Source organism: Actinoallomurus soli, from assembly GCF_024055715.1.
Taxonomy (GTDB): Bacteria; Actinomycetota; Actinomycetes; order Streptosporangiales; family Streptosporangiaceae; genus Actinoallomurus; species Actinoallomurus soli.
In genome coordinates this window covers 323,062-340,850 of the sequence record NZ_JAMXMV010000005.1, presented here as the reverse complement: position 1 = coordinate 340,850, position 17,789 = coordinate 323,062, and the positions used below count along the sequence as shown (strand labels likewise).

General features: G+C 75.8%; 13 protein-coding genes. 5 read left to right on the top strand and 8 right to left on the bottom strand.

Going from position 1 to position 17,789, the window contains the following annotated elements; translation table 11 throughout:
* Positions 1 to 210: 210 nt before the first annotated feature.
* The 3 genes from NDW01_RS15795 to NDW01_RS15785 form a co-directional block, all read right to left on the bottom strand.
* Complete coding sequence (locus NDW01_RS15795) at positions 211 to 1,422, bottom strand: MFS transporter (protein ID WP_252821207.1); 1,212 nt, start codon at positions 1,420 to 1,422, stop codon at positions 211 to 213.
* 335 nt (positions 1,423 to 1,757) lie between these two features.
* Positions 1,758 to 4,157, bottom strand: a complete 2,400-nt coding sequence (gene hrpB / locus NDW01_RS15790; protein WP_252821206.1) for an ATP-dependent helicase HrpB — start codon at positions 4,155 to 4,157, stop codon at positions 1,758 to 1,760.
* 34 nt (positions 4,158 to 4,191) lie between these two features.
* Positions 4,192 to 5,397 carry a PucR family transcriptional regulator gene (locus NDW01_RS15785; protein WP_252821204.1) on the bottom strand — a complete coding sequence of 402 codons (1,206 nt, stop codon included), beginning with the start codon at positions 5,395 to 5,397 and terminating at the stop codon, positions 4,192 to 4,194.
* Between the two features lie 212 nt (positions 5,398 to 5,609).
* Between NDW01_RS15785 and NDW01_RS15780 the strand changes: the two genes are divergently transcribed.
* On the top strand, positions 5,610 to 8,342 hold the full coding sequence (locus tag NDW01_RS15780; RefSeq protein WP_252821202.1) for an AAA family ATPase: 2,733 nt from the start codon (positions 5,610 to 5,612) through the stop codon (positions 8,340 to 8,342).
* A 62-nt stretch (positions 8,343 to 8,404) separates the two neighbouring features.
* Here NDW01_RS15780 and NDW01_RS15775 read toward each other — a convergent pair whose 3' ends face one another.
* Positions 8,405 to 9,079: an esterase/lipase family protein gene (locus tag NDW01_RS15775; protein WP_252784861.1), complete on the bottom strand. Its 675-nt coding sequence runs from the start codon at positions 9,077 to 9,079 to the stop codon at positions 8,405 to 8,407.
* Positions 9,080 to 9,235: 156 nt separating this feature from the next.
* Between NDW01_RS15775 and NDW01_RS15770 the strand changes: the two genes are divergently transcribed.
* The gene (locus NDW01_RS15770) at positions 9,236 to 9,793 is read left to right on the top strand and encodes a hypothetical protein (RefSeq protein WP_252821200.1); all 558 of its coding nucleotides are present in this window, start codon (positions 9,236 to 9,238) and stop codon (positions 9,791 to 9,793) included.
* A gap of 47 nt (positions 9,794 to 9,840) precedes the next feature.
* Here the strand turns inward: NDW01_RS15770 and NDW01_RS15765 are convergent, their stop codons facing one another.
* On the bottom strand, positions 9,841 to 10,941 hold the full coding sequence (locus NDW01_RS15765; protein ID WP_252821198.1) for a DUF5925 domain-containing protein: 1,101 nt from the start codon (positions 10,939 to 10,941) through the stop codon (positions 9,841 to 9,843).
* A 105-nt stretch (positions 10,942 to 11,046) separates the two neighbouring features.
* On the opposite strand from NDW01_RS15765, the gene NDW01_RS15760 reads away from it, so the two are divergent.
* Positions 11,047 to 11,472 carry an OsmC family protein gene (locus NDW01_RS15760; protein WP_252821196.1) on the top strand — a complete coding sequence of 142 codons (426 nt, stop codon included), beginning with the start codon at positions 11,047 to 11,049 and terminating at the stop codon, positions 11,470 to 11,472.
* Between the two features lie 57 nt (positions 11,473 to 11,529).
* Here NDW01_RS15760 and NDW01_RS15755 read toward each other — a convergent pair whose 3' ends face one another.
* The 3 genes from NDW01_RS15755 to NDW01_RS15745 form a co-directional block, all read right to left on the bottom strand.
* Positions 11,530 to 12,414, bottom strand: a complete 885-nt coding sequence (locus tag NDW01_RS15755) for a TIGR03620 family F420-dependent LLM class oxidoreductase (RefSeq protein ID WP_252821194.1) — start codon at positions 12,412 to 12,414, stop codon at positions 11,530 to 11,532.
* 103 nt (positions 12,415 to 12,517) lie between these two features.
* A complete protein-coding gene (locus NDW01_RS15750; protein ID WP_252784855.1) occupies positions 12,518 to 12,850 on the bottom strand; it encodes an ArsR/SmtB family transcription factor in 333 nt (110 codons plus the stop codon).
* 19 nt (positions 12,851 to 12,869) lie between these two features.
* Positions 12,870 to 15,722, bottom strand: a complete 2,853-nt coding sequence (locus NDW01_RS15745; protein WP_252821192.1) for a helix-turn-helix transcriptional regulator — start codon at positions 15,720 to 15,722, stop codon at positions 12,870 to 12,872.
* Positions 15,723 to 15,822: 100 nt separating this feature from the next.
* On the opposite strand from NDW01_RS15745, the gene NDW01_RS15740 reads away from it, so the two are divergent.
* Positions 15,823 to 16,896: an alkene reductase gene (locus NDW01_RS15740; protein ID WP_252821190.1), complete on the top strand. Its 1,074-nt coding sequence runs from the start codon at positions 15,823 to 15,825 to the stop codon at positions 16,894 to 16,896.
* Positions 16,897 to 17,040: 144 nt separating this feature from the next.
* Entirely contained in the window at positions 17,041 to 17,775 is a 735-nt protein-coding gene (locus NDW01_RS15735) for a hypothetical protein (protein WP_252821188.1), read from the top strand.
* The last annotated feature ends 14 nt before the right edge of the window (positions 17,776 to 17,789 follow it).

The window sequence follows — 17,789 nt, the reverse complement described above, 5'->3', positions numbered from 1 at the left end:
AACGGGCGCGATCTCGCGACTCCGTTCTGCGCCGCGGCGATGGCCGTGACCCGGTGGGCACCAGACACCCCTCTCTACTCGGCCGTGACCGTACGCGGTCCTCCCACTCCGGTATGAGATCAGACCAGGCCGCATCGCATTCGCCACTTCACAGGAATTCGTCCGGGGAAAAGCCGGGCTCCCGGCGAGGACCGCCGGGAGCCCTCGCGCTCAGGAGCGGGCCGGCCCGCCCCGGCGCGCCAGCGCGGTCAGCGCGAGCAGCAACGCCGGAGCCGCCGCCGCCGCGAAGCACCACCCGAGCGGCAGCCGGCCGACCAGCTGACCGACCGCCGCCGCACCGGCCGAGGACCCGGCGTTGAACGCGGTGTTGACCCAGGTGCCCGCCCGGGTACGGCCGCCGGGGGCGGCGGACTCCTCCGCGAGCAGGTACGCCGTCGTCAGCGCGGGCGCGACGAACAGCCCCGCGACGCAGGCCACCGCCGACAGCACGTACAGGCCCGGTGCCACGCCGGCGACCGCGAGCGGCACCGCGAGGGCGGTGGTCAGCAGCGGGAGCCGCACCCGCGCCGCCGCCCGCCAGGAGAGCGACCCGTACGCCAGGCCGCCGGCCGCGCTCCCGACGGAGAGCGCCGCCTCGACCCACGCGGCCCCGGCGGCCTCGTGGCGACGGGCGGCGAAGGCGACCACCAGCAGGCCGAGCGCGCCCAGGCACATGCCGATCCCCGCCGACAGGGCGACCGGCCGCCCGAGCCCGCCGAAGGAGCCTCCGCGCGGCCGGTGCGGCGTGAGGTCGTCCTCGGCCGCGACCGCGCCGCCGCTCCGGGACCGGGCGACCGGTGACGAGACCAGGGCGATGGTCCCGGCGAGGACGAGCCCCGCGCTGACGGCCACTCCCACGGCCGGGTCGAGGAGCGCGGCGAACAGGCCCGCCAGCAGCGGCCCCGTCACGAACAGCAACTCCTCCGCGACGGTGTCCAGGCTGTACGCGCGCTGGAGCAGCCGCCGGTCGGGCAGCAGATCGCTCCACAGCGTGCGCATGACCGGGCCGAGCGGCGGCGGGAACACGCCCGCCCCGAGCGCCAGGACGGCGACCGTGGCCGCGGGAACGTGATGCCGCACGGTGACGAGCGCGAGGGCCGCCAGCAGTAGCGCGTACCCGGCCGCCATCGGCGGCAGCGCGCGCCGGGGCCCGTACCGGTCGATCAGCCGGGCGCGCACCGGGGACAGCACCGAGATGGCCAGCCCGAACAGCGCGACGGCGGCGCCGGCCGTGGCGTACGAGCCGGTCGCGCCGGCCACCGCCAGCGTCAGGGACAGCGGGACCATGCCGTACGAGAGGCGTCCCAGCAGCGCGGCGCCGAAGGTGCGCCGAGCGTACGGGGCGCGCAGGACGGCGGCGTACGAGAGGGAGGGGGAAGACACGGGAACGTTCCTCGGGGGGACCGGCGCGCACGCAGTCGGCGCCGGGAGCGTCAGGGGACACCGAAGGACCGCGCGACCGTGGCGGCGCGGTCAGGAGCGGTGTCTAGACACAGGGAACGAACACACCGCCACCTTAGCGCCCGGCCGCGGACTTGTGCCGAGGATCTCCGTCGTCCCGGCGACGAGAGTCCTCGACGCCGGCCTCGGGGTCAGTACGGCTCGACCAGACCCGACCGGTAGGCGATGATCACGAGCTGGGCGCGGTCGCGGGCGTTCAGCTTCGCCGTGGCCGGGCACCGCACGGAGATCAAGTGGTCACAACGGTTGCGGCCGGGTCAGCGGCGGCGGGGGTTCGCCTTCCTCGTGGGCTCCGCCGTCGCGGGGTCCTCGGGCCAGGGGTGGCGGGGGTAGCGGCCGCGCAACTCGGCGCGGACGGCCCGGTAGCCCTCGTGCCAGAAGGAGGCCAGGTCGGCGGTCACGGCGGCGGGACGGCCGGCGGGCGACAGCAGGTGGACGAGCAGCGGCACCCCGGCGACGCGCGGCGTCTCGGTCCAGCCGAACAGCTCCTGCAGCTTGGCGGCCAGCACCGGCCGCTCGCCGGAGTAGTCGATCCGGATCCGTGACCCGCTCGGCACCGTGACGCGTTCGGGGGCGACCTCGTCGAGCCGGGCGGCGCACTCCCACGGGAGCAGGCCGCGCAGCAGCGCGGTCACGTCGAGGCGCGCCAGGTCGGCGCGGCTCCGGGCTCCGCTCGCGGCCGGGTCGAGGGTGGCGAGCAGGGCGTCGTCGTCCACGGCCGGCCACGGCGGGCCGAGGACGCGGTGGCAGAACGCCAGCCGGGCGCGCAGTTCCTCCGCCTCGCGGGTCCACCTCAGCAGGCCGAGTCCCTCGCGGCGCAGGCCCTCGCGCAGCGCCGCGCGTACGAGGCCGGGGTCCGGGTCCGGCAGGGGCACGGCCGACAGTTCGATCGCGCCGAGCCGTTCGACGCGGCGTGCGACGACGTCGCCGCGCCAGGCGACCTCCTCCTCCACCACCGCGCCGACCGCCAGCCGGGCCGTCTCCTCGTCGATGGGCACCGCCTGGCGGATCCGCGCGGCGGGCGCGCCCGGGGGCCGGTCGGCGACGGCGATGGCCAGCCACTCGGCGCCGCCGAGCGCGGAGCCCCTGGCGGGTTCGGCGGCGGTCCCGGAGGCCATCAGGTATCCGCCGCCCGTACGGGCGCGGGCGACCCGCTCGGGGAAGGCGAGGGCGACGACCACGCCCGCCGTCGTCTCGTCGTCCGGCCCGGAGTCGGGGGCGTCGGGGACGGCGCGCCGCAGCCGGCGCGCCTCGTCCCGCCACCGCGGGTCGCCCCGCAGGCCGCGCCACTGCCGGATGAGGTCCTCGTCCGCGCGCTGCTGGTCGGACAGCACCGCCACCACCTCGGCGGCCCGCGCGCCGACGTGCCCGGCCCCGTCGAGGAGGGCGCGGGCCAGGCGAGGGTGGACGCCGGCGCGGGCCATCCTCCGGCCCCGGCCGGTGACCCTCCCGTCGTCGTCCACCGCGCCGATCGCCCGCAGCGTGTCGCGGGCGGCGCGCATCGCGGCGGGCGGCGGGGCGTCCAGCAGCGCGAGGCCGGTGGCGTCCGGATCGCCCCAGCACGCCGCCTCCAGCGCGAACCCGGTCAGGTCGGCGAGCGTGATCTCCGGCCGCGGGCGCTCGGGCAACCGGTCGTGCTCGGCCTGCGACCAGCACCGGTACACCGTTCCCGGCGCCTCCCGTCCGGCGCGCCCGGCCCGCTGGTCGGCGGCGGCCCGCGACGCCCGTACGGTGGTCAGCGCGCCGAGCCCGCGCGCGTGGTCGGTGCGGGGCTCCCGTGACAGCCCGGCGTCCACGACGACGCGTACGCCCGGCACGGTCAGGCTCGACTCGGCGACCGCCGTCGCCAGGACGACGCGCCGGCCGCCGTCCGGGCCGCGCAGGACCTCCTCCTGCACCTCGGCGGGGGCGCGGCCGTGCAGGCGCAGCACGCGCCGGTCGCCGAGGGCCCGCGCGACCCGGTCGATCTCGGCGGCGCCGGGCAGGAAGCACAGCACGTCGCCGTCCCGCTCGGCCAGCGCCCGGCGGACCGTGGCCGCGACGTGGTCGAGCAGCGCCGGGTCGACGGACAGGCCGTGCGGCGGGCGTACGGGACGGGGCGGCGGTGCCCAGACCACCTCGACCGGGTGCGCGGCGCCGTCCGCGGCGACCACCGGGGCGCCGCCCATCAGCTCCGCCCACGGCCCGGTGTCGGCGGTCGCGGACGCCGCGACGAGGCCGAGGTCGGGGCGCAGGGTGGCGCGGACGTCGAGGAGGAACGCGAACGCGGTGTCGGCGTCGAGGTGGCGCTCGTGGCACTCGTCGAGGATGACGACGTCCGCACGAATGTCGGGGTCGTGCTGCAGGCGGCGCAGCAGCACGCCGGTCGTGACGACCTCGACGGCGCTGCCCGGCCGGCGCTCGCCGCGGATGGCGTACCCGACGCGTTCGCCGACCGGCTCGCCGAGCATCCAGGCCATCCGGCGTGCGGCGGCGCGCGCGGCGAGCCGGCGGGGCTCGGCCACGATCACCCGGCGGCCGGTCTCCGCCAGGGCGAGCGGCACGAGGGTGGTCTTGCCGGTTCCCGGCGGCGCGGCCAGCACCGCCGTCCCGGCCGTGTCGAGGACGGCGCGCAGTTCCGGCAGGGCGGTGGAGACGGGCAGGTCGGACGAACGCACCCCACCAGTGTGGCGGACCCGCGGGCGGTGCCCGTCAGGCCGGGTTGCCGTCGATCCGGTGCAGGGCGTGGCGGGCGAGGACGAGTTCGACCAGGTCGAGGGGCCGGGAGGTCGAACGGCCGGAGATCCGTTCGAGGTGGCGCAGCCGGTTGAGCACCGTGTTGGGATGGCAGTACAGGCGCCGCGCCGCCGCGGTCGCCGACCCGCCGCACTCCAGCCAGGCGTCCAGGGTCTCCAGCAGCAGGCCCCGCTTCGCCGGGTCGAGCGCGGTCAGACCGTCGAGGACCGAACGCCGCAGGTGCTCGGCCAGCTCCGGCTGGGAGACCACGAGCGCCGCCGGCAGCCGCCGGTCCAGACGGGCCACCTCCTGGCGCGGCGACCGGCAGGTGCGCAGCGCGAGCTCGGCGAGCCACCGGGCGTGGCCCAGGTCGGCGGGCGAGTCGACGACCGGGCTCAGGCCGGCGTGGTGGCAGGCGTGCACGCGCAGCACCTCGGCCAGGTCGTCCAGGTCCGCGTCGCCGAGGTCGACCACGGCGATCCGGGCGTCGGCGCGCAGCCGCCACAGGAAACGGATCCCGCCGGCCGTCTCGGGGCGGCCGGCGACGGGCCGGCTCAGCGCGTCGTCCTGCCGGAGCACCGCCACGGCGAACCGGCCGCGCGCCGGCAGGCCGAGCACGGTCGTCGCGGCCGCGAGCAGCCGCCCGTCCGCGCCGCGGCCCTCCAGCAGCGCGTCGACGATGGCCTGCACCTGCTCCTCGTCGCGCCGGAGCAGTTCGAACTCGGTGCGGCGGTACGCCTCCGCGGCGACGCTCGACTGCTGGTCGATGGTCTGCCAGACCCGTACGGCGTGGTGGGCCAGGGCGGGCAGCTGGTCGGGGTCCTGCTGCGCGGCGACCTCGACGAGCGACTCCCAGAACACCCGGCCCGCCAGCCGGTACGAGCGCAGAAGCTGGTCGAGGGGCAGCCCCTGCTCGGCCCGGCGGCGGCCGAGCTCGCGGGCCCAGCTCAGGTCGGGCCGGCTGCTCGGATCGAGGATGGCCTCGATGCCGTGCCGCAGGCCGATGTGGCAGACGTCCCACAGGTCGTCGGTCAGGCCGGGGGGCCGCATGGCGCCGTCGCCGCTGAGGATCTCGGCGGTCAGCCGGTCGGCGAGGTCGGGCAGCCGCGCGACGAGACGTGAGGCCGCCCTGCGGGTCAGCGCGCCCGCGGTGTGGCCGGTCGTGACGGTACGGGCGTCCACACGTCACCTCCGAGGGCCGGTGATCGCTCATCGTGCCACCGCCGGCGCACGGCCGCCAGCGTCCCGCCGCCCTCGCCGTCCGCTCTGTGGCCGGGCACAGGCGGGGTGCCTTCGTGTTGTGCCGTCGCCCCGGTTCCGAACCGCCCTCTGGACTTACCGCCGGAAGCCTGCTGCCGTATGGGCGCGAACGTCCCTTTTTTGGAGGAGCCCTCGTGTTGCATGGGCGGGAGCGCGAGCTCGCGGTCGTGGAGGAGACCCTGAGCCGCGTACGAGACGGGAACGGCGCGGCGCTGGCGATCGTCGGGGAGCCGGGAACGGGGCGGACGGCGCTGCTCGAGCACATGCTCGGGCGGGCCGCGGCGTCGTTCCGCACCCTCGGCACGTCGGGCTTCGAGCAGGAGACGGCGTTAGCGTACGCGGGCCTGCACAAGCTGCTGTGGCCGGTCTCCGAGCGGATCGGCGGGCTGCCGCCGGCCCAGGCGGCCGCCCTGGCCCCGGTGGCCGGAGAGGACGCGGCTCCGCCGGCGGGGCCGTTCCTCGTGGGCACGGCGGTGCACCGGCTGCTGACGGACGCCACGGCCGGCGGCCCGGTGCTGTGCTGGGTGGACGACGCCCACCTCCTGGACCGCGTGTCGCTGGAGGCGCTCGCCTTCGCCGCCCGCCGGCCCGGTGACCGGCCGCTCGCCATGCTGCTCACCGCGGGCCCGGAGGCGCCCGCGGTGTCGGACTCCCTGTGCGGCGTCCCGTCGCTGCGGCTCGGCCCGCTCGGTGACCGGGCGGCCCGCGCCATGCTGGACGACCTCCTCGGCGCCGAGCCGGGCACGGACCTGGCGGCCGACCTCATCGACCTGGCCGCGGGCAACCCGCTGGCCCTGTCCGAGCTCGCCGCCGCGCTGACGCCGGACCAGCTCGCCGGCGTGGCACCGCCCCCGGTCGCGCTGCCCGTCCACAGCCGGCTGCGCGCCCTCCACCGGCGGCGCTACGGCGCCCTCCCGCCCGACGCGAGGCGGGTCGTGCTGCTGGCCGCCTGCGACGAGCGGCTGGAGCTGCGGACGCTGGCCCGTGCGGCCGCCCGCGCGGGCGGCGACGCGCGGGCGCTGGAGACGGCCCGGCGATCCGGCCTGATCCGCGTGGACGGTGAGACCGTGGAGACCACGGACCCGCTGGTCCGGTCCTCCCTGTACGCCGACGCCTCCCTCACCGAACGCCTGGCCGCGCACCGCGCCCTCGCCGCCGTGCTGGACCAGGACCGGTTGCGGCAGAGCCGGCACCGGGCGGCGAGCGCCGGGGAGCCGGACGCCCGGTTGTGCGAGGAACTGGCCTGCGAGGCGGCCGCGGCGCGCCGGTCCGGCCGGCACGCGGACGCCGCGCCGGCCTGGCGGCAGGCCGCCGCGCTGACCGCAGACGCCGGTGGCAGGGCCGTCCGGCTGCTGGCGGCCGCCACCGACTCCTGGCTGGCCGGCCGCACGCGGACGGCCCGTTCCCTGCTGCGCGCCGCGCGCCCGTACGCGCGGTCCGACGAGCTGCGCGGGCTGTCCGGGCTGCTGTACGGGCAGATCGAGCTGCGCGACGGCGCGCCGGCCTCGGCGGTGCAGATCCTGGTCGACGCCGCCGACCGGCTGGCCGGGACGCACCGTACGCGGGCGGTGCTGGCGCTGATGTTCGCGGCGGAGGCCGGCTGCGTGGCCGGGGACCACCGGCAGTACCGGAGGATCGGCGAGCGGGCGGCCGCGATCGGCCGGGACGGCGCCCGCACGCCGGTGACCGAGCTGATGCTCGCGCATCTCGACGGGATGGCCGCGACGTTCGGCGGCCGGCACGAGGAGGCCATCGGCCCGCTCCGGCGGGTGCTGAAGCTCGCCGAGAGCCTGGACGGCTGCGCGATGAAGTCCTGGGCGAGCCTCGCGGCGTTCGCGCTCGGGGAGGACCGCAAGGCGCGGGATCTGGCCACCATGGCGGTCAACCGGGCGCGGCTGCGCGGCACCGCCGCCCTCCTGCCGTGGGCGCTGAGCACGCTCGCGCTGACCCAGATGGTCCTCGGCGAGTTCTCGGCGGCGACGGCCGTGAGCCTGGAGGGGCTGCGCGCCGCGCGGGCGTGCGGCCAGGAGAACGGCGCCGCCGACCATCTCGCCATGCTCACGCTGCTCGCCGCCGTGCAGGGCGACCGTGAGACCGCGCGGACCCGCGCGAAGAGCGTCACCGAGACGGCGAAGAGACGCGGCCTGACCCGCCCCGCGGCGTTCGCGGCCTGGGCCCTCGGCTGCCTCGACCTTGCGGAGGACCGCCCCGAGGAGGGCGCGGCCCGCCTGCGCGCGCTGGCCGGAACCCGTCCGGCGGACCTGTTCACCGGCGTCCTCGCGACCCCCGACCTCGTCGAGGCGGCGGTCCGCTGCGGCGACCGGGAGGGGACGGAGGCCGCCCTGGCGGCGTTCGACCGCTGGGCGCGCAGCTCGGCCGGTCCCGCCCGGGCCGCCCTGGCCGAACGCTGCCGCGCGCTGCTCGCCGAGGACGACGCCGCCGCCGAGGAGCACTTCACCGAGGCGCTGCGGCTGCATCGTCAGGGCGGCTCGGCGTTCGAGCTGGCGCGCACGGAGTTCATGTACGGCCGGCGGCTGCGCCGGAGCCGCCGGCCGCGCGCCGCCCGGGGCCACCTCCGCGACGCCCGGCAGCTGTTCGAGCACTGCGGCGCCGCCCTCTGGGCCGAGCGCGCCCAGGCGGAGCTGCGCGCGGCGGGCGAACCGGCCGAGCCGGGCGCCCGGCGCCGTACCGACGACCTCACCCCCCACCAGCAGGAGATCGCCCGGCTGGTCGCCGACGGGGCCACCAACCGGGAGATCGCGGCGCGCCTCGTCCTCAGCCCCCGGACGGTCGACCACCACCTGCGCAACATCTTCGTACGCCTGGGCGTCCGCTCGAGAGTGGAACTGGTCCACCTCTTCCGCTGAGCCGGGCCCACGCGCGGACGGCCCGCCGGACATCCCCGGCGGGCCGTCCCCCTGATCTCGGCTCAGGTGGCCAGGAAGGCGCGGACGGCGGACAGCACGACCGTGTCGGTCAGGTACGTGAGGTGGTTCTCGCAGGCCACGTAGTTGTTGGTGGCGCCGTTCAGCTCCGTGCTGGTGTAGGGGTTGATGACCCCGTCGCACGGTGAGTACCAGGTCGCGTACTTCGTGTCGCCCGGCGTCTCGTCACCCGACGACAGCGTGGTGATGAACGACGAGCCGGGAGTCATCTCCTGGCAGGTGACGTAGATCTCGCACGCCAGCGCGGCGGTGGTGCCGTGGTTCGCGCCGGCGAGCGACGCCAGGTGCCGGACGTACTGCTGACCGCCGAGCTCCTTGATGTACCAGAGGCTGACCAGGCCGCCCATCGAGTGGTTGACGATGTCGACCTTGGACGCGCCGGTCTGCCGCAGTACCTGCTGCACGTACGAGGCGAGGGACGCCGCGTTGGTCTTGTTGTCGCCGTACGAGTCGTAGTTGAAGGCGTACAGCTCGTTCGCGCTGTAGCCGGCCGCCTCGAACACCGCCTCGGCGGTCACCCAGTTGGTCGAGTTGCCGGTGTAGCCGTGGACGAACACGACGGGCGTGTGGCCGGCGGCGTGCGCGGGCCCGACGGTGCCGAAGACGACGCCGACGGCGGCGAGGACGGCCGCCAGCAGCGAGCCGAGTGTTCGGCGCATGAACTCCTCCTGCGGGGTGGGACGGGAGATACGCCGCAAAGTGTCCGCTCCGGGAACGCGCCCGGCATCGGTGAAATCGCCAGTGTTCGACGCCACGGCGTCTTCCGGCGTTGCAGACTGTCAGTGACTCGTCCCCCAACGCCTGGAAGCCCCCATATGACCGCGATCGTCGGCATCACTGACGGCAGCACCGTCGTCATCGCCGGAGACTCCGCCGGAGTGGGCGGAGACATCACTCAGCCCCGTCTGGACCCCAAGGTCTTCACGAACGGGCCCTACGTGGTCGGCTACACCACCTCGTTCCGCATGGGCCAGATCCTCCGTTACGCCTTCAAGGCCCCGGTCCCGCCCGACGATGAGGACGGCCTGCACGCGTTCATGTGCACCGGCTTCATCAACGGCGTCCGGGAAAGCCTCAAAGAGGGCGGATGGGCCAGCAAGGACAACGATCAGGAGGAAGGCGGGTCGTTCCTCGTCGGCATCCGCGGCCGTCTCTTCGAGATCTGCGCGGACTACCAGGTGGGCGAGATGGCGGACGGGTACACGGCGGTCGGGTGCGGGGCGGAGATCGCTCTCGGCGCCCTCCACGCCACGGCCGGCACGGGCATGCCGCTCCAAGCCCGCGCCATCGCCGCGCTCGAGGCCGCAGCGCACTTCTCCACCGGTGTCCGCTCACCGTTCACGATCGTCGCCACGGCAGAGCACGATGACTGAGCCGCGCACCCGGAGCGGGGCCGGCCTGCCCGGGTGCGCCGGCGGGCTCAGAGGTAGAAGCCGGTGCCGGAGGCCGGGGGCGCGCTCTCGAAGGGGCGGCCGTCGCGGATGGCGTACAGCTCGGCCAGTGTCGCGCCGTCCGGGACGCCCTCCGTGGTGCCGAGCCAGGCCGCCGCCTCGGCGTGGGACAGCCGTCCCATCTCGATCTGCGCCAGGCAGCGGCCGGGACGGACGACGGCGGGATGCAGGCCGGCGAGGGGCCGGTTCGTGGTGAGCGCGACGAGCACGTCGCGGCCCTGGCCCACCAGGCCGTCGGTGAGGTTGAGCAGGCGGGAGAGCTCCTGCCCGGTCTTCTCGCCGCCGTCGGCGCGGATCAGGTCGTCGCAGTCCTCGAGGATCAGCAGCCGCCAGCGGCGGTCCTCGTCCTCGTCGTCCTCCTCACCCACGGCGACCTCCATGAGGTACGCGGGGTTCCGGAAGAGCTCCTCCGGGTCGAGGACGCAGTCGAACTGGCACCACTTCACCCACTCGCGGGCCAGTGCCCGCAGGGCCGTGGTCTTCCCGGTGCCGGGTGGTCCGTGCAGGAGGAGCAGCCGGCCGGCCACATCGGTGGCGTGGAACGCCGCGAGCCGGTCGACGGCCGCCGCGGCCTCGGCCGCGTAGTTGCGCCGGATCTCCGCCCACGTCGGCGCCGTGATCGATCGCTCGCGGCGCTCCGCCCCGCGTTGGCCGGCGTACCAGAAGCCCATGTCGACGCGGTCCTGGTCCGGTGACTCCTCGACGGCGTCGCGGACGGACTCCTCGATCACCGCCGCGGCCAGTTCGTCGCTGATGGCGGTGACCTCGACGGTGCCCGACCCGCCGCGCCAGCGGACCGCCCGGAGCGTCCAGCCCTCGCCGCAGGCCAGGAACGAGTCGCGGGTCTCCTCGCGCGCGGCGCGGAGCACCCGCGCGTCCTTCGGGCGCAGCGGCGCGTCGGGGCGTACGCGGTCCAGTCGCCTGCTCCGGGCGTACGGCTGCCGGCCCATCGTGAACGGCTGCAGGGCGAGGACCTCGATGGCGTCTCCGAGCGTGTCGGCCGTCTCGAGGCGGTAGTCCACGGGCGCCTCGGGCTCCGCCCCTATGATCGGAACGACGGGTTCGGACATGCCCTCGATGATCGGGGCGTCGTTGCGCCGAGTCCAGTGAATTACACCATCCGGGCGCGCCGCCGCTCGGCGGCGGACCCCGCGCACGTCCAGAAGGAGCATGACATGGCCACCGTCCGTACCACGAACGCTCACTGGGAAGGCCCGCTCATGGGCGGGCAGGGCAAGGTGTCGCTGGACTCCTCGAAGGTCGGGGAGTTCGAGGTCGACTGGCCGTCCCGTGCGGAGAAGGCCGAGGGGAAGACCAGCCCGGAGGAGCTGATCGCCGCCGCGCACAGCACGTGCTTCTCCATGGCGCTGTCGCACGGTCTCGCCGGGGCCGGCACGCCGCCGGAGTCGGTCGACACCCGCGCCGACGTGACCTTTCAGCCGGGTGAGGGCATCACCGGCATCCATCTGACCGTGCGCGCGTCGGTTCCCGGCCTGTCCGCCGAGGACTTCCAGAACGCCGCCGAGCAGGCGAAGGCCAACTGCCCGGTGAGCAAGGCGCTGGCCGGCACGAAGATCACGCTCGACGCGTCGCTGGCCTGAGCCGGTCCGGCGTGGGCGCTCGCCCGTACGGGCCGTGCCCACGCCGTGTCCCGGGGCTCAGGCGCCGGACGGGGGCAGGAGCGCGTCGGCGAGCGCGCGCCAGTGCGGCATCGCCGACCGGCCGGGCTCGACGCCGATGACCTGGACGGCGACGTGGTCGGCGCCGGCCTCGACGTGGCCGCGGAGCCGCTCCACGATGGTGTCCGGGTCGCCCCAGAAGACGAGGTCGTCGACGATGCGGTCGCTGCCGCCGCCGGCGATCTCCTCCTCCGAGTAGCCCAGCCGGCGGAACTTCGCGACGTTGTACGGGGTCGTCAGGTAGGTGTGAAGGTGCTCGCGCGCGGTCGCGCGGGCCTTGTCCGGATCGGTCTCGAAGAGCACCGGGTGCTCGACGCCCAGGAACGCGTCCGGCCCGAGGACCTCCCGCGCCTGCCGGGTGTGCGCGACCGTGACGTGGTACGTGTGGGCGCCGGCGGCGCGGTCGCGGGCCAGCTCCAGCATCTTGGGCCCGTACGCGGCGAGGACCCGGCGAATCCGCGGGGCGGGGCTCACCGCCTCGAGGGCGTCCATCTCGTCGAGGTACTCGCGCATGGCCGCCAGGGGCTGAACGCCCGGCCGCCGCTCGCCGCCGAACCCGAGGCCGAGCACGTGCCGGTCCGGGTAGGCGTCGGCGAGGAGACGGCCGCCGCCGTACGCGGCCCGGGCGCTGCGCGCCCAGATCTGCGCGATGCCGTTGACGACGTGGATCCGCTGGGTACAGGACAGCAGGTAGGCGGCGTGTGTGAGGGCTTCGCGCCCGCCGACCTCGGGGAACCAGAACGCCCGCCAGCCCGTCTGCTCCAGCTCCTGGATCGACTCGCGCATGAGCGCGGGCGGCTGGTGCTCGAAGTCGAACGTGTAGATCCCGAACGTCCCCAGATCCAGGCCGTTGATGTCGCCCATCGAACATCTCCTCGTTCACGTCACCGTGGCGAACGCATCGAAATATCGCAGATCTTCGATATGAGGTGCAACCCGAAACCCCGGCGAGGATGTCCGGCGCGGGTCAGAGCGTGCGGCCGAGCGCGGCGACGAGCTCGGCGATGCGCCGCTCGTCGCGCTTGTAGTGCGTCCACTTGCCGACGCGCGTGGCCCGCACGAGGCCGGCACGCTGCAGTTCGGCCATGTACGCGGACACCGTCGACTGGGCCAGGCCCGCCTTGGCCTGGATGTGGCTCACGCACACCCCCACCTCGGCCGGGTCGGCGATCGCCTGCTCCGGCGGGAAGTGCCGCTCCGGCTCGCGCAGCCACGACAGCATCTGCAGCCGCATCGGGTTCGACAGCGCCTGCAACGCGCGGACCAGGTCGGGATCCGGGGAGAGCGCTTCGTCGGCCATGGACCCGGAGTATAAATCGCTACCCGGTCAGCTCCAGGCGGGCGAGCTCACGGCGGGAGGACACGCCGAGTTTCGGATACGCCTTGTAGAGGTGGTACTCCACCGTCCGCGGGCTGAGGAACAACTGCGCGGCGATGTCCCGGCTGCTGTTCCCCTCCGCCGCCAGCCGTACGACCTGCAGCTCCTGCGGGGTGAGCCGCTCCAGGAGGTCGGCGGCGGGGCGTGTGGTGGCGGCGGACCCGCCCGTCGCGCGCAGCTCGATCCGCGCGCGCTCGGCCCACGGCTCGGCGCGAAGACGCTCGAAGATCTCCAGCGCCGAGCGGAGCGGTTCGCGGGCGTCGGAGCGGCGGCGGGCGCGTCGGAGCCACTCCCCGTACAGCAGCTCGGTCCGGGCCCGTTCGAACGGCCGCCCGCCCTTGTCGTGCAGGCACAGCGCCTCCGCGTACGCCGCCTCGTCGTCGTGCAGGAGCGCGCGGCAGCGGAGCGCGGCCGCCCGCGCCCAGGGCAGGCCGCCGACCCGCGCCCACTCCTCGAACCGGCGGAGCGCCGGCTCCGCCCGCTCGGGACGCCCGGCACGGATCGCCGCCTCGACCTGGTCGGCGGCCCCGACGGTCACGACGGTCGTGAAGCCGCCTGGACGGCGCCGCGCCTCCTCCAGCCGGTCCAGCGCGTCGTCGTACCGGCCGAGGCCGAGGTCGAGGAGGCCGCGCGCGCACGCCGCGGCGGCGGCCTCCGCGCCCGGCGCGCTCCCGTCGGCGCCGAGCGCCTCATCGGTCAGCGCGCGGCAGCGCTCCTCGTCGCCCTGGACGGCGGCGACGCGGGCGAGCACGATCTCCAGCCGGCCGACCCGTTGCGACCGGCCGGTGTCACGGGCGACCGTGATCGCCTCGGCGACGTTCGCCTCGGCGTCGCGGAACAGCCCCGCGGCGACCTGCGCCTGGGCCAGCCGCTGCAGGGCACCCGCCAGCTCGCCGATCTGGCCGCGCTCCCGGCAGCGGGCGACCTCGGCGGTGGCCAGCCGGATCGCCGCGTCGTCGTCGCCGAGGATCAGGCCGGCGTGGATCGCCTCGACGAGCGCGCCGGGCTCCTCGGCCCTCACGCCGGACACGCCCGTACGGCCGTCGTCCGGCAGGTCGGGCGCGCCGTCGAGGACCTCCCGCAGCAGGGGGACGCCGCGCGCGAACTCGTCGTTCACGAGGTGCGCCAGGCCCTGGATCAGCGGATCACGCCGGCCGGCGGCAGCGGATCGTTCGGCGGCGGCGCGGATCGTCTCCGCGTCGCCGGAGAGCCAGGCGTACGAGGCGCCCATGCGCAGCATGGCGGCCGCCGGGCGGTCGTCGGCGACCTGCCCGACGAGGATGCGGGCCGCCTGCCGGGGGTCGCCGCGCTCGAACTCCACGGCGGCGCGGATCCGCGCCAGCCGGGTGAGGGCGGCCGGATCCGCGGTGAGCCCTTCGGCCCGTAGGGCGAGTTCGCCGGCGCGGTCGGCGCCGCCCGCGAGCAGGGCCGCCCCGGCCGCCTCGGTGAGGCGCCGGGCCTGACCGCCGGTCTCGGGCGTCAGCTGGGCGGCCTGCTGGAACAGGGCCGCGGCGGCCGCCCCGGCCGCGCGGTCGCGGGCGCGCACGGCGGCCGCCTCGAGGTCGGCGGCGACGTCCTCATCGGGCGCGGTCGCCGCCGCGGCGCGGTGGCGCACCCCGCAGTCCGGGTCGCTCGCGGCCGCGGCGAGGGCCCGGTGCACGGTGACGCGGCGGGCGAGCGAGGTGCCCTGGTAGGCGGCGGTGCGGACCAAGGGGTGCCGGAAGGAGACGGCCGTGCCGGTCACCTCCATCAGCCGCGCCTGCTCGGCCGGCTCGAGGTCGTCGAGGGACACGCCCAGGTCCGTCGCCGCGCCGAGCATCGTCGGCAGGTGGCCACGCCCCTCGGCGGCGGCGATGAGCATCATCAGCCGGGTCCGCTCGGGCAGCCGGCCGATCTGGGCACGGAAGGCCGCGAGCACCCGGTCGGCCACCGGCAGCGGCCCGTGCCCGCCGTCGTGCCGCCACCCGGCGGCGCCCAGCTCCAGCAGCGCGAGTGGATTGCCGTCGGCCTCGGCCAGGATCCGCGCCCGGTGGTCTGGAGGGAGCCGCCGGCCGGCGAGCACGCGCCCGGCGTCGGCGTGGTCGAGCCGGGCCAGCTCGATCTCGGGCAGGCCGTGCCCGGCGACGCCGTCGTCGCGGGCGGCGAACACCATGACGACGCCTTCCGCCGACAGCCGGCGCGCCGCGAAGAACAAGGCGTCCACGCTCGCGCGGTCGATCCACTGGGCGTCGTCGACCAGGCACACCACGGGCTCCTCGTCGGCGAGGTCGGCCAGCAGCGTCAGCAGGGCCAGCCCGATCAGGAAACGGTCGCCCCGTCCGACGCCCGGCCCCTCGGAGCCACCCGGCCCCCGGCGTCCGCCTGAGCTTCGGGATCCGCCCGAACCCTCGGAGCCACCCGGAGCCCCGGAGCCGTCAGCGTCTCCGGAGCCGGCAGAGTCTCCGGAGCCGGCAGAGTCTCCGGAGCCGGCAGAGTCTCTGGAGCCCGCGGAGCCGCCCGAGCCGAACACCGTGCGCAGCGCGTCCGCCTGCGGATCCGGCAGGTCCGCCAGCCGCTCCTGCACCGGCCACAGGAGCTGCAGGAGCCCGGCGTACGCCAGGTCCCGCTCGGCCTCGACGCCCGTGGCGCGCAGGACCCGCGACCCGGAGGCCGCGCCCGCGGCGTGGTCGAGCAGCGCGGACTTGCCGATCCCGGCCTCTCCGCGCAGCAGAAGGGCGCCGCTCCGGCGCAGGGTACGCGCGTCGTCGATCAGTCGTGTCAGCCGCTCGCGTTCGGCGTCCCGCCCGTACAGCACCCCACAAACCTACGTGGCCGAGTACCGAAACATTACTGATTCGCCCTGCGGTCACCGGGTTCTAGCGTTCTCACCAGCGATTTCACGAAGGAGAACCTCGATGAGGGAACTGTTCGAGCCGGTGACCGTCGGCGCGCTGGAGCTGCCCAACCGCCTCGTGATGGCGCCGATGACGCGCAGCCGCGCGTACGGCGGTCTCGCCACCGAGCTGACCGCGGAGTACTACGCGCAGCGGGCGGGCGCCGGGCTGATCGTGACGGAGGGCACCCAGCCGAGCGTGATCGGCCAGGGCTACGTCAACACGCCGGGCCTGCACTCCCCCGAGCAGGTGGCGGCCTGGCGGAAGGTGACCGACGCGGTCCACGAGAAGGGCGGCCGGATCGTCGTGCAGCTCATGCACTCCGGCCGGATCGGCCACCCGGTCCTGTACCCGGACGGCGCTCTGCCCGTCGCCCCCTCGGCGCTCGCCTCCGGGCAGAAGCTGTTCACCGCCGACGGGATGCTCGACCACCCGACGCCGCGGGAGATGACGGCCGAGGACATCGCCCGGACGATCGAGGACTTCGCGGCCGCCGCGCGGAACGCGAGGGAGGCCGGTTTCGACGGCGTGGAACTGCACGGCGCCAACGGCTACCTGATCCACCAGTTCCTCGCCGACGGCAGCAACCGGCGGACCGACGCGTACGGCGGCGCGGTCGCGGGCCGGATCCGGTTCGCGGTGGAGGTCGCCGGGGCGGTCGCGGACGCGATCGGACCCGAGCGGACCGGGATCCGGGTCTCCCCCGGCGCGGCGGTGAACGGCATCACCGAGTCCGACACCGCGGAGCTCTACCCGGCGCTGGCCCGCGCGCTCGCACCGCTCGGCCTCGCGTACCTGCACGTGATGGAGACGGGCGACCGCGAGTCGACGCGCGCGATCCGGGCGGCGTGGCCGGGCGCGCTCATCCTCAACCCGCATCCGGAGGCGAATCCGCTCCCATCGGCGCCCGAGGCCGGTGCCGGCGCGCTGCGGGAGGGGCTGGCCGACGCGATCGCGTACGCCCGGCTGTGGCTCGCCAACCCGGACCTGCCGGAGCGGATCGCGGCGGGCGGCCCGTACAACGAGGCGGACCCGGCGACCTTCTACGGCGGCGACCACCGCGGCTACACCGACTACCCCTCACTCGGCGCCTGAGACACCGACCACCCGTCCGTTCGGGCCTGGCACACCGGCCCCCGTCCGTCGGGGCCCGGGGGCCGCCCTTCCTCATGCGATCCCGGACGCCGCGCAGTACAGTGCGCCGGAGGAGGATTGCCTCAGGGGCGGAGGATTCGCGCGGTGACCACGGAGCTCCCGGCCGAATCCGCGCCGGCGCCGTACGTCGTGCGGTTCCGGCGTCTCCCGCCGGTCCTCATGGTCGCGGCCGGGGCGCTGCTCTGCGGCAAGGCGATCCGCTGGATCGCCGGCGCCGCGCACGGCGGGCATCCGGAGCGCATCCCCCCACCCCTCGCGCTGGCGGTCGCGTCGATCCTGCTGACCGCCGCCGGTGCGGTGCGCCTGGCGCGGGCCCGGCGCACCGGCGGGATCGCCTTCGCCGTCGACGCGGACGGTATCTTCATGGTCGCGTCCCCGGACGGCGCGCGGCGGTTCCCCTGGGACGAGGTGAGCGCGCTGGTGCTGTTCTCGCGGCGCACGGAGTTCATCCAGGGCACGGTCCGGTGCGTGGGGCTCCGGCTGCACCCCACCGCCCCGGGCTCCCCCGAGCGGCACCTCGCCGAGTTCGATCAGGCGGTCTCCCGGCACGACCTTCCGCTGGACGCGTGGGACCGGATTCGCCGGCTCGACCGGCGGCCGTCGAGAGAGGGGCTCGTGCTCGCCGTCAGCGTCCACGCCGAGACCCGTGGCTGGCGGTACCGCGCCACGCCCCTGGCCCGGGCGATGCGCGCGCACGCTCCCGGGGTCCCCGTCGTCCACGAGCCGACCGAGCGCTACCACGACCTGGTCGGCTGGCGGGCCGATCAGGAGGAGCTTCGCCGGATCCTCGAGGACGCCGAGCTCCGCCCCTGGTGCTGAGCCACGCGTACGCG

What these genes read in the sequence shown, in the direction of transcription:
- NDW01_RS15755 (WP_252821194.1), bottom strand. Translation starts at nt 12,414, where the DNA reads ATGGGCGACATCAACGGCCTGGATCTGGGGACGTTCGGGATCTACACG.
- NDW01_RS15740 (WP_252821190.1), top strand. Translation starts at nt 15,823, where the DNA reads ATGAGGGAACTGTTCGAGCCGGTGACCGTCGGCGCGCTGGAGCTGCCC.
- NDW01_RS15765 (WP_252821198.1), bottom strand. Translation starts at nt 10,941, where the DNA reads ATGTCCGAACCCGTCGTTCCGATCATAGGGGCGGAGCCCGAGGCGCCC.
- NDW01_RS15775 (WP_252784861.1), bottom strand. Translation starts at nt 9,079, where the DNA reads ATGCGCCGAACACTCGGCTCGCTGCTGGCGGCCGTCCTCGCCGCCGTC.
- NDW01_RS15770 (WP_252821200.1), top strand. Translation starts at nt 9,236, where the DNA reads ATGACCGCGATCGTCGGCATCACTGACGGCAGCACCGTCGTCATCGCC.
- NDW01_RS15750 (WP_252784855.1), bottom strand. Translation starts at nt 12,850, where the DNA reads ATGGCCGACGAAGCGCTCTCCCCGGATCCCGACCTGGTCCGCGCGTTG.
- NDW01_RS15760 (WP_252821196.1), top strand. Translation starts at nt 11,047, where the DNA reads ATGGCCACCGTCCGTACCACGAACGCTCACTGGGAAGGCCCGCTCATG.